Genomic DNA, 12,876 nt, shown 5'->3' on the forward strand with positions numbered 1-12,876 from the left:
AGCAGCAATCAAAATAAGGCTTCGAGGCGTCTACAGAAGCCGGGGCGATTCATCGCTGCGCCAGACACAGATGAATGCCACTGGCATCATCACGACGTTTAAGCACAGTGTCCCCCGTCCGGGCACTGGCCTCAAAGGCCCGCAACACACCCAGCAACGCGGGCAATCCGTGTTGTACAACGCATTGCAACGCCTGCTCCTGCGTCATCAGGTGATAGGTATCCCAGATCCGCGACAGGCCGTCGCTGCCCAGCAGTACGTGACCTGGCCGGTGAAGTGTCTCGGACTGGAGGGTCGCGTTCAGCGCACTTTCCGGGTTGAGCGTCAGCGCCGAGCTGGACTCATTCCTCTGCTGTTGCTCGCGACGCAGCCACAGCCGATCACGCTGCACTCCCTGAAAGCCGGAGTAGGGCTTCCAGGGGTCATACACGGCTGCCGGCAATACGACGTCATCCAATACGCGCTCAGCTTCAGCAGCTGCGGGCCAAGCGGCTATGAAACAATCCGCATAGTGGTAACTCGCCAAACGCGCAGGGCTGACGGACAAATCGATCTCCAGCACGGTCGCCGCCGCGACCGGCCACGCCCACAAGGGGCGCGCATCGCCACCGGCCCGCCGGTAGGCTTGGCGAAGTTCTTGTAGAACCAAACGCAGCTGTGCCGGACTGAACCGCGTGTACTGAAACCGCTCCTCAAGCAGGCGGGACAGTTCGCGGGAGAACCAGCCGGCATCGGTCACGTCTGAGAACGTAGTAAAGGGTGTCTCGGTCAGTGTCGATGCCCCGTCGATCGCCCACGCCAACAGTGAGTCCTCACGCTGCACATAGCCCACCACATCCTCGGTGGGAATGTGTTCGTAGATGCCCTGACTGACCCGTTCGACTGTGACTGCTTTCATGACCGACCACTCCGGGGAGTCACTGCGATCTGCAAGGTGCGCAACCCACTTGAAATCACCGCCGGGCTCTCGTAGTCCCGGACAAGCGATGCAACGATCTGCGCCACTTGAGCGGGCTCCAGAACGCCCGCCTCCACCAAGCGCGAGCTAAACGCCTGGAACGATAGTCGAACCACTTGCTTATGTTCCTCACTCCATACCGTCGGCTGGCTGAAACGGGCCTCCTGGATTTCGACCTTCAGCCCGGCAAGCATTTCCCACAATGCCGCGGCACAATCATAGTCAAGGCCATGCAATCGACCGTAAGCAAGAATCGCAGCATTGGCCTGTTCAAACGCGGGCACCCTCGGCACGCAAAACAGGCTGCTCAGCGAGGGTTCCTCAATCACCAATGTACCCGTCGAGCCAAGCAGGACCAGCAAGGACTGAAGGACTGCCGCACGCTCCTGGAGATGCAATAGCACGAAGCGGCAGACAATCAGGTCGAAGCGATGCTCCTCTGCCCACCGAGTGATATCGCCAACACGAAAATCAAGATTGGCCGAGCCTTCACTCGCCTTGGCCACCGCAATCTGTGCCGGGCTGCTATCGAGCCCCAACACCTTCGCCTTTGGACTGCGCTCTGCCATCCAGCGGGCGATTTGACCGTGGCCGCAACCAATCTCCAGAATGCGTCCCTCGCTTGGTAGATGACGCAGCAAGAACTCGGTCGTGGCCGGATCATAGATCGCCGCCATCAGCTGAAGTCGCCTGCGGTCACACTCCCCGGTCGGCAAGGGGTAGTCCAGCGTTTGCATCGGTGACGCTGGGATCGCCAAGGTGCGGTTCATAGCGGCGCTGCAAGCCTGCCAATAAAAATCGGGAAGCCGGGTCGGCTGTTCTCCTGCCAGGTCCACCCAGCGGTAGTCCGTATGCTCCTCGCTTAGACGCATCGCGTGACCGGTGTACTCGCAGCGAAAAAACACCAGCAGCACACGCCGGCCAGGGATGATCTCGCAGGACTGGCTGTCAAGGTAACAAGCGGAGGTGATCGTCAAACCGCACTCTTCCTCCACTTCACGCGCGAGCGCGGCCTCCAGTCCCTCCCCCGCTTCAGGCCGACCGCCCGGCAATTCCCATTCACCACGGGGATTCTTGACGAACAGTACGCCGTGCGGGCTTTGCAAGATGGCTTTGACACTGACAGGTTCCATACCGGCTAACCTCCTATGGCTGCATGCCCTCTGGCATAGGCGGGCTCAACGACCAACTGGTACTGTCGTGGCGTTAGGCGATCAACCCGAAACGCAGGCGTAGCTGACGCCGCATGATTGGGCGTCGCCGGCAACGCGTGAATCGGTCGTTGATCCGAGGGCTTTCTGAAGTAAGAATGATTGTTCATGTAACGCGCGAACACGGAACGGCGCGGGCCTGATGAGGGCACCACATAGGTACCGTGAACCAATGCCTCGGAGAAGATCAGCACGTCCCCTGCCCGCAGGAACAAATGTCGTAGCATCGGATTGCCCTCGACTTCCCGATAGCACCCCGGCACGGGAAAGTTGGCGCGGTGTGAGCCAGGAATACAGCAGAAATGGCTCTGTGCTTCTGTCACGTCGGACAGAACATACTGCACCGCCACCAAACCGCTGTGGACGCGCTGGTTGCGTACCCAGTAGTAGATCCCCTCGTCGAACATATCGGCCTGATGGTGCAACCGGCCACCGCTGCTGACAAAGCGTTCATCGACACAGAACATGTGATCCAGGCGGAATCTGGAGCGGAACACCTCATCCAGAAATGGAAAAACCGTCTCCAGATCAATCAACGCCCGCCACTCTTCGCCCCAGTCAAAATTGACGTCGTGCAGGCGGTTGCCGGTGAGGTGTTCTGACCAATAGACCAGCAGCCGTCGGAGATGGGAGCTATCAATGGCGGCAGGCACCACCACGTAGCCATTGAGATCGAATTGGTAAAGTTGCTCTGCAGTCATTGTCCTCACCTTAGGCCTCGCAAAAGCGTCCTTGGCTAGAAATGCTCCCAACCGCATATCGCGTTCTTTAGATACATCGTCGAGCAGATCGCAACAACCTGAAAATCCCCTGTGATAGAAATTTTTCATACCGAAACAGAAGTTGTTTGATCCGATTGATCGAGAGATTCAAGGTCGCTGGCATGGCGATCCGCTCGTCGGAAAAACCGAGCCGTCCACCGGCAGCCACGGACACGCATGAACGGCCATTGAATGGCGCACATCGGTTGATAGTCGATTTGATAGTTGAGGGGACAATTCAGCGGGCAAAAAAAATCCCGCAGAGCGTCTAACTCGCGGGATTTCTTAGGTATTTATGGCGGAGGCGATGGACGATTTGGCGGAGAGAGTGGGATTCGAACCCACGGAAGGTTTGACCCTTCGCCGGTTTTCAAGACCGGTGCCTTAAACCGCTCGGCCATCTCTCCGTATCGGTGACGCTGTCGCGTTCCGCGTGCCCCGGTCGTTGCGGCCGGGGCAGCCGGTCGGGGGCGGCCCCGGCCGGTATGGCTCCCCGGCGTTGGCCGGGGGTCGCATTCTCGCACCTCGGGTGGGTTTTGCCCACCCGGCACGCGGCGCGATCAGCCTGCGTCGACCGCCAATGCACCCAGCGCGCTGGCGCGGATCTTCTCCTTGGCGCGCTCGCACGCGCCGCCGCAATCCAGGCGCGAAGCCTCCAGCTGCGGCGGCAGGTGTTCGGCCAGGAAGTCGATGAACACCCGTACCGCCGGCAGCAGGCCGCGGCGGGAGGCGAACACGGCGTGGCAGATGCCCTGCGGCAACGACCATTCCGGCAGCACCACTTCCAGCTCGCCGTTGCGCACCGCGTCGGCGCAGACGGTTTCGGGCAGCATGGTGATGCCGAAGCCGTCCTTGACCATGCTCTGCAGCAGTGGGAAATCGAAACCGGCCACGCGCGGCTGCAGGTCCACGCGGCGTACCGCGCCTTCCGGGCCATGCAGTTCCCAGCGTTGGCGCGCCTCGTCTTCGCTGATGCTCAGGGTGACGTGGTTGATCAGTTCGTCAGGGTCCTTCGGGCGGCCGGCGCGGTCGAGGTATTTCGGGCTGGCCACCAGCAGTTCCTGCACTTGGCCGAAGCTGCGCATGACCAGGCTGCCGTCGTCATCCAGCCGCGAGCGCACGCGCAGGGCGACGTCGTAGCCTTCATTGATGATGTCCACGCGGCGGTTGCTGATGTTCAGCTGCAGGCGCACCTTGGGGTACTGGGCCAGGAATTTGGGCAGCAGCTTGGGCAGCTGCATCTGCGCCAGCGACACCGGCACGCTGGCGCGGACCAGGCCGCGCGGTTCGGCGCTGAGGCGGTCCACCACCTCGCGCGCGGCCTGGGCCTCGGCGAGCATGGTCTGGGCGTGGCGGTGCACGCTGGTGCCCACGTCGGTGACCGCGAAGCGGCGTGTGGAACGCTGCAGCAGGCGTACGCCCAGGTCGGTTTCCAGCTGGCTGATGCGCCGGCTCAGGCGCGATTTGGGGATGCCCAGGGCGCGCTCGGCCGCGGCGAAACCGCCGTGGTCGACCACCATAGCGAAGTAGTAAAGGTCGTTGAGGTCCTGCATGCTCGAGTTCCAGATATAGAACAATATGTGGTATTCAACCACCTTTATCCTACGGATGCAACAACCTAACCTGATCTCCGTCGGCGGCGACTTCCGCCCCTCCCCAGAATCAGGTGACTGCCATGAAGCTTCTTCACATCGACGCCAGCGTGCTTGGCGACAACTCGGTTTCCCGCCAGCTCTCGGCTGCGGTGGTCCAGCAGTGGCGCGACCAGGTGCCTGACCTGCAGGTCAGCTACCGCGACCTGGACGCCCAGCCGGTGGCCCACCTGCGCAGCAGTTCGCTGGCCCAGTCCGACCCGGCCGAAGCGGCCGACGCCGAACAGGTGCTGACCCAGTTCCTGGACGCGGACGTGGTCGTGATCGGTTCCCCAATGTACAACTTCAGCGTCGCGTCCACCCTGAAAGCCTGGATCGACCGCCTGGCCGTGGCCGGGCGCACCTTCAAGTACACCGAAAACGGCCCGGTGGGCCTGGCCGGTGGCAAGCGGGTGATCGTGGCCAGCAGCCGCGGCGGCCTGCATACCGGTGCGCCGACCGACTTCCAGGATCCCTACCTGCGCCAGGTGTTCGCCTTCTTCGGGATCGACAACGTGGAGTTCGTGCGCGCCGAGGGCATCGCCTATTCGCCGCAGCACCGCACCGATGCGATCGCCGGGGCCCTGGCCGCGCTGCCGCAGCCGCAGGCCCTGGCGGCCTGAGTCGCAACGCCACGCCGCTCCCTCCCCCTCGTCGTGGTGGCGTGGTGGCGCAGCACCGGTTCTCTCTCCCTCGCCGGTGTTGCGCCTGATGGCCCCTTCCGGGGCCATCTTTTTTTCGATGCCGCAAACGCGAGGCGGGTGCTGGGCAGGGCCGGCCGGTTTTACTACGCTGGCCACCTGTTCCCCTGGATCGCCGCGCATGCGCTATCTGGTCATCGCCCCGCACCGCAGTGAGTTCCCCCACCCCATCACCCTGGCGCGCGGCCAGGCGCTGCAGGTGGGTGAACGCTACCAGGGGCCCGAAGGCTGGGACGACTGGTACCTGTGCGAAGCGGCCGGCCAGCTGCCCGGCTGGGTGCCGGCCCAGGTGATCGGGCGCGACGGGCTGGGCGAGGCCTTCGCGCAGGAAGACTACTGCGCGCGCGAACTGGATGTGGACCCGGACCAGGAACTGGCCGGGGGACGGGTGCTCAATGGCTGGGTGTGGTGCGTAGCGGTCCGTGGCGGACGGGAAGGCTGGGTACCGCTGCGGGTGCTGCAGGTTGTGTAACACCGGTAGAGCCACCCCCATGGGTGGCTGCAGGTGATGCGCGGACGTTATGGCAGCCACCCATGGGGTGGCTCTACCCGGGGGCGTAAACAAAAAAAACCCGCCTTTCGGCGGGTTTTTCGGTTCAGGCGATGGTGTCCAGGCCGCCCATGTAGGGCTTGAGCGCGTCGGGGACGGTGATGCTGCCGTCGGCGTTCTGGTAGTTCTCCATCACCGCGATCATCGCCCGGCCCACCGCGACGCCGGAACCGTTGAGGGTATGCAGCAGCTCGGGCTTGCCGGTGTCCGGGTTGCGCCAGCGCGCCTGCATGCGGCGGGCCTGGAAGTCGCCGCAGTTGGAGCACGAGGAAATCTCGCGGTAGGTGGCCTGCGAAGGCAGCCACACTTCCAGGTCGTAGGTCTTGACCGCGGCAAAGCCCATGTCGCCGGTGCACAGCAGCACCTTGCGGTACGGCAGGCCGAGCTTTTCCAGCACCACTTCGGCGCAGCGGGTCATGCGCTGGTGTTCGTCCTCGCTCTGCTCGGGGGTACAGGCGGTGACCAGTTCCACCTTCTCGAACTGGTGCTGGCGGATCATGCCGCGCACGTCGCGGCCGCCGCTGCCGGCTTCGGCACGGAAGCACAGCGAATGGGCGGTCATGCGCAGCGGCAGGCGCTCGGCGTCGAGGATGTCATCGCGCACGATGTTGGTCAGCGGCACTTCCGAGGTCGGGATCAGGTAGCGCGTGGACTCGCCCACGGCGGTCTTGAACAGGTCGTCCTCGAACTTGGGCAGCTGGCTGGTGCCGCGCAGGGAGTCGGCGTTGACCAGCAGCGGCACGTTGGTTTCTTCGTAGCCATGCTCGCCGGCGTGCAGGTCGAGCATGAACTGGGCCAGCGCGCGGTGCAGGCGCGCGATCGGGCCGCGCAGCACGGTGAAGCGCGCGCCGGACAGCTTGGCCGCGGTTTCCGCGTCCAGCCAGTGGTGGCGTGCGCCCAGTTCGACATGGTCGAGCACGGCGAAGTCGAAGCTGCGCGGGGTGCCCCAGCGCTTCTGCTCGACGTTTTCGCTTTCGTCCGCACCGGCCGGCACATCGGCGGCCGGCAGGTTGGGGATGCCCAGCGCGATCGCTTCGATCTTTTCGCGCAGCTCGTCCAGGGCTACTTCGGAAGCCTTGAGTTCATCGGCGAAGGCGGCCACTTCGGCCATGATCGCCGAGACGTCTTCGCCCTTGGCCTTGGCCTGGCCGATCGCCTTGGAGCGGCTGTTGCGCAGGCTCTGCAGTTCCTGGGTGCGCACCTGGATGCGCTTGCGGTCGGCCTCCAGCGACTCCAGCCCGGACACATCCAGCTCGAAACCGCGCGAGGAGCGCAGGCGTTCGGCAAGGTCGGCGGGGTGTTGGCGAAGCAGGGCTGGATCGAGCATGGCGTCGGGCTGGTTGCAGGTTCGGAACGCGATTATCGCCTGTTACGCGGATTTCTGCCGCCAGTCAGGCCGGCCGTGGCAGAATCGGGCTGTTCACCACGGTATGGCTCATGTCCGCTTCCCGCACTCCCTCTGGCAAGAACATCACCTTCCACCTGCCCCGGCGTAGCCTGATGATCGCCGGCATCGCCTTTGCCGTGGGCATCGCGCTGTTCCTGGTGGTGTGGCTGAGCAGCCGCAACGACGACTTCTACAAGGCCGGGCCGGCACAGACCCCGCAGCAGGCGGCCGAGATCGAGCCACTGCCCGAGCCGCTGGCCGCGGCGGCCGGTTCCAGCGACATGCCCGATGCCAAGGCACCGCCTGCCGGCGAGGACAAGCCGCAACTGGTGGAAACTACCCCGCCGCCCCCGCCTGCCGCCCCGGCGGCCGCGCCACCGGAGGCCGCCCCGGCCGCTGCGGTGGGCAGCGACCGCCCGCAGCCGATTGCCGGGCAGTCGCCGCCACCGGCCTATCCGCCGGCCGCCCTGCGCCGTGGCGACAGCGGCAGCGTGGTGGTGCGGGTGGACGTGGACGCCAGTGGCGCGCCCTCGGCGGTAACCCTCATCCAGCGCAGCGGTTCGCGCGAGCTGGACCGCGCTGCGGCCGAGGCCGTGCGCCGCTGGCGCTTCGTGCCGGCGCAGAGCAATGGCCAGCCGGTGCCGGGCAGTATTGAAGTGCCGTTCGACTTCAAGCCGCAGTGAGCAACGCGTCAGCGCCGTTTTCACGATGCTGATCGGCAACGGCTCAGCAAACTGAACCTCGCCGGCACCGCAACCGCCGCGTTGACGTTGCGCTGACACACCGGCAACCAGACCCGGGCAAGACTGCAGGCGTCAACCGACACCAGGAGTCAGCCATGAGTGTTACCCATGCCCCGGACATGCACGCCTCGCCGCAGCACCAGCGCGATGTGACCGATGAACCGAACCGCCGCGCCGCCTCGCCGTGGCTGTGGATGGCGCTGATCGTGGCGATGTTCGCCGCCGCGCTGGTGTGGCTGCGCTATGCCAACCCCGATGAAACCGCCAGCGCGCCAGTGGGCGAGCGCATGCTGCCGGCCACGCAGACGCCGGTGGCCACCGCTCCCCCGGCCCCGGCGACCCGCCAGGCCGCACCGGCTACGACCCAGCGCAAGGCGGTGCCGGCAGTACGCAACCGCGATGCGCGGCCGCTGGCCAGTAATGCCAAGCCGGCCTACCCGACCTCGGCGCTGCGCAGCGGCGTGGAGGGCAGCGTGGTGGCCAGCTTGAACGTGGACCCGCGCGGCCAGGTGACCGACGCTGCCATCGTGCAGCGCAGCGGCGCGCGTGACCGCGAGTTGGATCGTGCGGTGCTGGGCACCGTGCGCGACTGGCAGTTCGAGCCGGCCATGCACAATGGCCGCGCGGTGGCCAGCGTGGTGCGGGTGCCGGTGGATTTCCGCACCGAGCGGTAACCACGGCGGTAACGCGCAACGAAAAACGGAGGCCGATGGCCTCCGTTCTTTTTGCGTTGCATCCGATGCCCGTACACCTGCTGCCCGGGCATCGCGGTGCCGGGACGAAGGGCATCCGACCATGGGTCGGACCTACCCGGTCGCGCGGTTCGAGGTCAGCGCAGGCCGAAACCGGCGCCGGTGGCCAGGCCGTCGAAATCCGGGAACGAGGTAGCGACGTTGGCGATGTCGTTGATGCGCACTTCCCCGCTGCTGAGCTGGCCGGCGATGGCGAAGGCCATGGCGATGCGGTGGTCGCCGTGGCTTTCGATGGTGCCGCTGCCCAGTGCCGCGCCGCCGTGAATGGTGGCGCCGTCCTCGGTTTCATCCACCTGCACGCCCAGCGCGCGCAGGCCGGTGGCCATCGCGCCGAGGCGGTCGGATTCCTTGACCCGCAGTTCGGCCGCACCGCGCACCACGGTGTTGCCCTGCGCGGCGGCGGCGGCCACGAACAGGGCCGGGAATTCGTCGATCATGTCCGGCACCAGGGCCTCGGGAATCTGTGCGCCGTGCAGCGGTGCATGCCGCACCACCAGGTCGGCCACCGCTTCGCCGCCCTGCTCGGCGTGGTTTTCTTCGGTGATGTCCGCACCCATCAACCGCAATGCGGCCAGCAGGCCGGTGCGGCGCGGGTTGAGGCCGACCGCGCGCAGGCGCAGTTCGGACCCGGGGATGATGCTGGCGGCCACCAGGAAGAACGCCGCCGAGGAGAAATCGGCCGGCACCACGATGTCGGTGGCGCGCAGGCGCTGGCCACCACGCAGGCGGGCCTTGCCGGGCGAGAAGGTAATGTCCACGCCGAAGGCGCGCAGCATGCGCTCGCTGTAGTCGCGGGTGGGATGCGGCTCGCTGACCGAGGTTTCGCCGTCGGCGTACAGGCCGGCCAACAGCACCGCCGATTTGACCTGGGCGCTGGCCACCGGCGAGGTGAAATCAATGCCCTTCAAGGACTGACCACCGTGCACGCGCAGTGGCGGGGTGCCGTCGGCCTCGGTGTCGATCTTCGCGCCCATCAGCGCCAGCGGGCCGGTGACCCGGCGCATCGGACGGCGGGAGAGCGACTCATCGCCGACCATCACCGAATCGAACGGCTGCGCCGCCAGCAGGCCGGCGAGCAGGCGCATGCCGGTGCCGGCGTTGCCGCAATCCAGCGGTGCGCTGGGTGCCTTCAGGCCATCCACGCCGACGCCGTGCACGATGCGCTGCGACGGCGATGGGGTATCGATGCGCACGCCCATCTGGGCGAAGATCGCGGCGGTGGCGCGGGTGTCCTCGCCTTCGAGGAAGCCGTCGATGCGCGAAATGCCATCGGCCAGCGCGGCGAACATCACCGAGCGGTGCGAGACGGACTTGTCGCCGGGAATGGTCAGGCTGCCCTGCAGGGGCTGGCCCTTGTGGGCGATCCAGTACGGAGTAGCGGTCATCGAAAATCCTAGGGGGCGGGCCGCCGCGGCGGCGATGCAACGGTATGCGGGAGTGGCCGCAGCGCCCGCAGGGGCGCCGGGCCGGGCGTAGCGGGCAAGGCCGCTACGCCGTTCGGGTCAGGGCACGGCCACCGGATAGGAACCGAGGATCTTGATCTGCGCCGAGTGCGCTTCCAGTTCGGCCAGCGCCGCCTGCATCGCATCGTCCTCGACATGGCCGGCCAGGTCGATGAAGAAGCCGTACTCCCACTTGGCGTTGTGCGAGGGGCGCGACTCGATGCGGTTCATGCTGATGCCGTGGCGGGCGAACGGGCTGAGCACGTCGAACAACGCGCCGGGCTTGTCGTGGATGAACACCAGCACCGAGGTGCGGTCGTGGCCGGAGGTCGGGAAGATGTTGCGGCCGATGACCAGGAAGCGGGTGGTGTTGTCCGCGTCGTTCTGGATCGGCTTGGTGACCACCTTCTTCAGGCCGTACACGTGCCCGGCGCTTTCCCCGCCGATGGCGGCGGCGTCTTCGGCGTTGCGCGCGCGGCGTGCGCCTTCGGCGTTGCTGGAGACCGGGATCTTCTCGGCCTTGGGCAGGTTGGCGCGCAGCCACGAGGAGGTCTGCATGAACGACTGCGGGTGGCCGTAGACGCGTTCGACATCCTCCAGCCGGCCGCTGCGCGACATCAGGTACTGCTGCACGCGCAGTTCCACTTCGCCGCAGATCTTCAGGTTGGAGGTCAGGAACATGTCCAGGGTGATCTGGATGGTGCCCTGCCCCGAGTTTTCCACCGGCACCACGCCGAAATCGGCGTTGCCCGCTTCCACTTCCTGGAACACTTCCTCGATGCTGGCCAGCGGCAGGCCCAGCGCCGAACGGCCGAAGTGCTTGAGCACGGCCTGCTGGCTGAAGGTGCCTTCCGGGCCGAGGTAGCCGATCTTCAACGGCTCCTGCTGGGCCAGGCAGGCCGACATGATTTCGCGGTACACGTGCACCAGCACTTCATCGCTGAGCGGGCCTTCGTTGCGGTCCACCACCATGCGCAGCACCTGCGCTTCGCGTTCGGGCCGGTAGTAGTCCACCGCGGCGGCCAGCTTGCCCTTGGCCTTGCCGACCTGGTGGGCGAAATTGGCGCGCTCGGCGATCAGCGCCTGGATGCTGCGGTCGATGTGGTCGATCTTGGCGCGCACGTCCGACAGCACCGGCGCGGCGACGGGCTTGGCAGCGCGCTTGCGCTCGGGCGTGGCCTTGGCGGCGGCCTTGGTCCTGGTCGGCGCGGCCTTGGCGGCGCGGGTCTTGGGCGTGGGCTTGGCGGGTTGTTTGGCCATCAGGGGTTCCAGGTGCAGTGGGGCGGCGGGCGCCCCGGTTGAAACGAGAGACTCAGCCGTGGCGCTGCTGGAAGTCGGCCATGAAGGCCACCAGTGCCTGGGCGCCCTCCACCGGCAGGGCGTTGTACAGCGAGGCACGAATGCCGCCGACCGCGGCGTGGCCCTTCAGCGCCAGCAGACCGGCGGCCTTGGACTCGCTGACGAAACGCGCGTTGAGGGTGTCGTCGGGCAGGAAGAACGGGATATTCATGCGCGAGCGGGCGGCTGGCACCACCTGGTTGCGGTAGAAGCCGCCGGAGCCGTCGATGGCGCCGTAGACCAGCGCCGCCTTGGCCGCGTTGCGGCGGGCAAACTCTTCCACGCCGCCTTCGGCCAGCATCCACTGGAACACCAGCCCGGCCAGGTACCAGTTCCAGGTTGGCGGGGTGTTGAGCATGGAATCGCGCGCCACGTGCGAGCGGTAATCGAAGATGTCCGCGCGCGGCTGGCCGCTGCGCTCGAGCAGGTCGCGGCGCACGATCAATACCGAGACCCCGACCGGGCCGAGGTTCTTCTGCGCACCGGCATAGATCAGGCCGTACTTGCCGACATCCAGCGGTTCGCTGGCGATGGACGAGCTGAAATCGGCGAACAGCGGCACCTTGCCCACGTCGGGGGTGTCGTGGAACTCCACGCCGTGGATGGTCTCGTTGGCGGTGATGTGCACGTAGGCGGCGTCATCGGACAGCTGCCAGGCATCGCGCGCGGGGATGTCGTGGAAGCCATTGGCTTCGCTGCTGGCGGCGATGTTGACGTTGACGTAGGGGGCGACCTGCCTGATCGCGGTCTTGCCCCAGTGCCCGGTGAGCACGTAGTCCACGGTCTGCCCGGGCTGGGCGAAGTTCAGCGCCAGCAGGGCCTGCTGGGTGGTGGCGCCACCGGCCAGGAACAGCACGGCGTAGTCGTCGGGGATGCCGATCAGGCGGCGCAGATCGGCCTCGGCCTGGGCGGCCACGGCCATGAACTCCGGGCCGCGGTGGCTCATTTCGACAATGGAGGCGCCAGCGCCGTTCCATTCCAACATCTCTTCCTGCGCCTTGCGCAGGACCGATTCCGGCAGGGTTGCAGGGCCGGCACTGAAATTGAACGCGCGCGTCATGTCACACCTATGGGGCAAGACCCCTAGTATGCCGCAGCGCACCAGGCTTTAGGCCTTGCCGGGCAAGGCGAAATTGGTTGCATTGGAATCTATCGGGGCAGTGCTGCGTGCTGGTCAGTTCGGTGCGGATCCTGCCGGGATCATGAGGAGCCGGCCAGCGGCCGGCGGCACTACGGGCGGGTCCATTGCCATGAGGAGCCGGCCAGCGGCCGGCGGTACTACGGGCGGGTCCATTGCCATGAGGAGCCGGCCAGCGGCCGGCGGCACTACGGGCGGGTCCATTGCCATGAGGAGCCGGCCAGCGGCCGGCGGCACTACGGGCGGGTCCATTGCCATGAGGAG

Annotated in this window: 12 protein-coding genes and 1 tRNA gene; 4 read left to right on the forward strand and 9 right to left on the reverse strand. The window is 66.2% G+C overall.

Annotated features, from left to right (window positions below; translation table 11 throughout):
* Positions 1 to 49 precede the first annotated feature (49 nt).
* The 5 genes from IC535_RS13445 to IC535_RS13470 all read right to left on the reverse strand — a co-directional run bounded on the left by IC535_RS13445 (position 50) and on the right by IC535_RS13470 (position 4,483).
* A complete protein-coding gene (locus tag IC535_RS13445) occupies positions 50 to 898 on the reverse strand; it encodes a hypothetical protein (protein WP_228886438.1) in 849 nt (282 codons plus the stop codon).
* Positions 895 to 2,091: a methyltransferase domain-containing protein gene (locus IC535_RS18815; RefSeq protein WP_306433091.1), complete on the reverse strand. Its 1,197-nt coding sequence runs from the start codon at positions 2,089 to 2,091 to the stop codon at positions 895 to 897. Before IC535_RS18815 ends, IC535_RS13445 begins: the two co-directional genes overlap by 4 nt.
* A gap of 5 nt (positions 2,092 to 2,096) precedes the next feature.
* Positions 2,097 to 2,870, reverse strand: coding sequence for a phytanoyl-CoA dioxygenase family protein (locus IC535_RS13460; RefSeq protein ID WP_228958690.1), 774 nt, complete (start codon positions 2,868 to 2,870; stop codon positions 2,097 to 2,099).
* Between the two features lie 377 nt (positions 2,871 to 3,247).
* A tRNA-Ser gene (locus tag IC535_RS13465) sits at positions 3,248 to 3,337 on the reverse strand.
* Positions 3,338 to 3,490: 153 nt separating this feature from the next.
* The gene (locus tag IC535_RS13470) at positions 3,491 to 4,483 is read right to left on the reverse strand and encodes a LysR substrate-binding domain-containing protein (RefSeq protein WP_267473001.1); all 993 of its coding nucleotides are present in this window, start codon (positions 4,481 to 4,483) and stop codon (positions 3,491 to 3,493) included.
* 122 nt (positions 4,484 to 4,605) lie between these two features.
* On the opposite strand from IC535_RS13470, the gene IC535_RS13475 reads away from it, so the two are divergent.
* Both IC535_RS13475 and IC535_RS13480 read left to right on the forward strand, forming a co-directional pair.
* Entirely contained in the window at positions 4,606 to 5,184 is a 579-nt protein-coding gene (locus IC535_RS13475; protein WP_228886435.1) for an FMN-dependent NADH-azoreductase, read from the forward strand.
* Between the two features lie 199 nt (positions 5,185 to 5,383).
* On the forward strand, positions 5,384 to 5,734 hold the full coding sequence (locus IC535_RS13480) for a ligand-binding protein SH3 (protein WP_228886434.1): 351 nt from the start codon (positions 5,384 to 5,386) through the stop codon (positions 5,732 to 5,734).
* 124 nt (positions 5,735 to 5,858) lie between these two features.
* Here IC535_RS13480 and serS read toward each other — a convergent pair whose 3' ends face one another.
* Positions 5,859 to 7,139 carry a serine--tRNA ligase gene (serS, locus tag IC535_RS13485; protein ID WP_228886433.1) on the reverse strand — a complete coding sequence of 427 codons (1,281 nt, stop codon included), beginning with the start codon at positions 7,137 to 7,139 and terminating at the stop codon, positions 5,859 to 5,861.
* Positions 7,140 to 7,249: 110 nt separating this feature from the next.
* Between serS and IC535_RS13490 the strand changes: the two genes are divergently transcribed.
* Complete coding sequence (locus IC535_RS13490; protein ID WP_228886432.1) at positions 7,250 to 7,882, forward strand: energy transducer TonB; 633 nt, start codon at positions 7,250 to 7,252, stop codon at positions 7,880 to 7,882.
* Between the two features lie 155 nt (positions 7,883 to 8,037).
* A complete protein-coding gene (locus IC535_RS13495; protein WP_228886431.1) occupies positions 8,038 to 8,616 on the forward strand; it encodes an energy transducer TonB in 579 nt (192 codons plus the stop codon).
* A gap of 155 nt (positions 8,617 to 8,771) precedes the next feature.
* Here the strand turns inward: IC535_RS13495 and aroA are convergent, their stop codons facing one another.
* The 3 genes from aroA to serC all read right to left on the reverse strand — a co-directional run bounded on the left by aroA (position 8,772) and on the right by serC (position 12,534).
* Entirely contained in the window at positions 8,772 to 10,079 is a 1,308-nt protein-coding gene (gene aroA / locus IC535_RS13500) for a 3-phosphoshikimate 1-carboxyvinyltransferase (protein WP_228886430.1), read from the reverse strand.
* 117 nt (positions 10,080 to 10,196) lie between these two features.
* Complete coding sequence (gene pheA / locus IC535_RS13505) at positions 10,197 to 11,396, reverse strand: prephenate dehydratase (RefSeq protein ID WP_228886429.1); 1,200 nt, start codon at positions 11,394 to 11,396, stop codon at positions 10,197 to 10,199.
* Between the two features lie 52 nt (positions 11,397 to 11,448).
* Positions 11,449 to 12,534 (reverse strand): 3-phosphoserine/phosphohydroxythreonine transaminase, encoded by a 1,086-nt coding sequence (gene serC, locus IC535_RS13510; protein ID WP_228886428.1) that lies wholly within the window; start codon positions 12,532 to 12,534, stop codon positions 11,449 to 11,451.
* Between the last annotated feature and the right edge of the window lie 342 nt (positions 12,535 to 12,876).

Origin of the sequence: Stenotrophomonas rhizophila (assembly GCF_020857975.1) — a bacterium.
GTDB classification, from domain to species: domain Bacteria; phylum Pseudomonadota; class Gammaproteobacteria; order Xanthomonadales; family Xanthomonadaceae; genus Stenotrophomonas; species Stenotrophomonas rhizophila_C.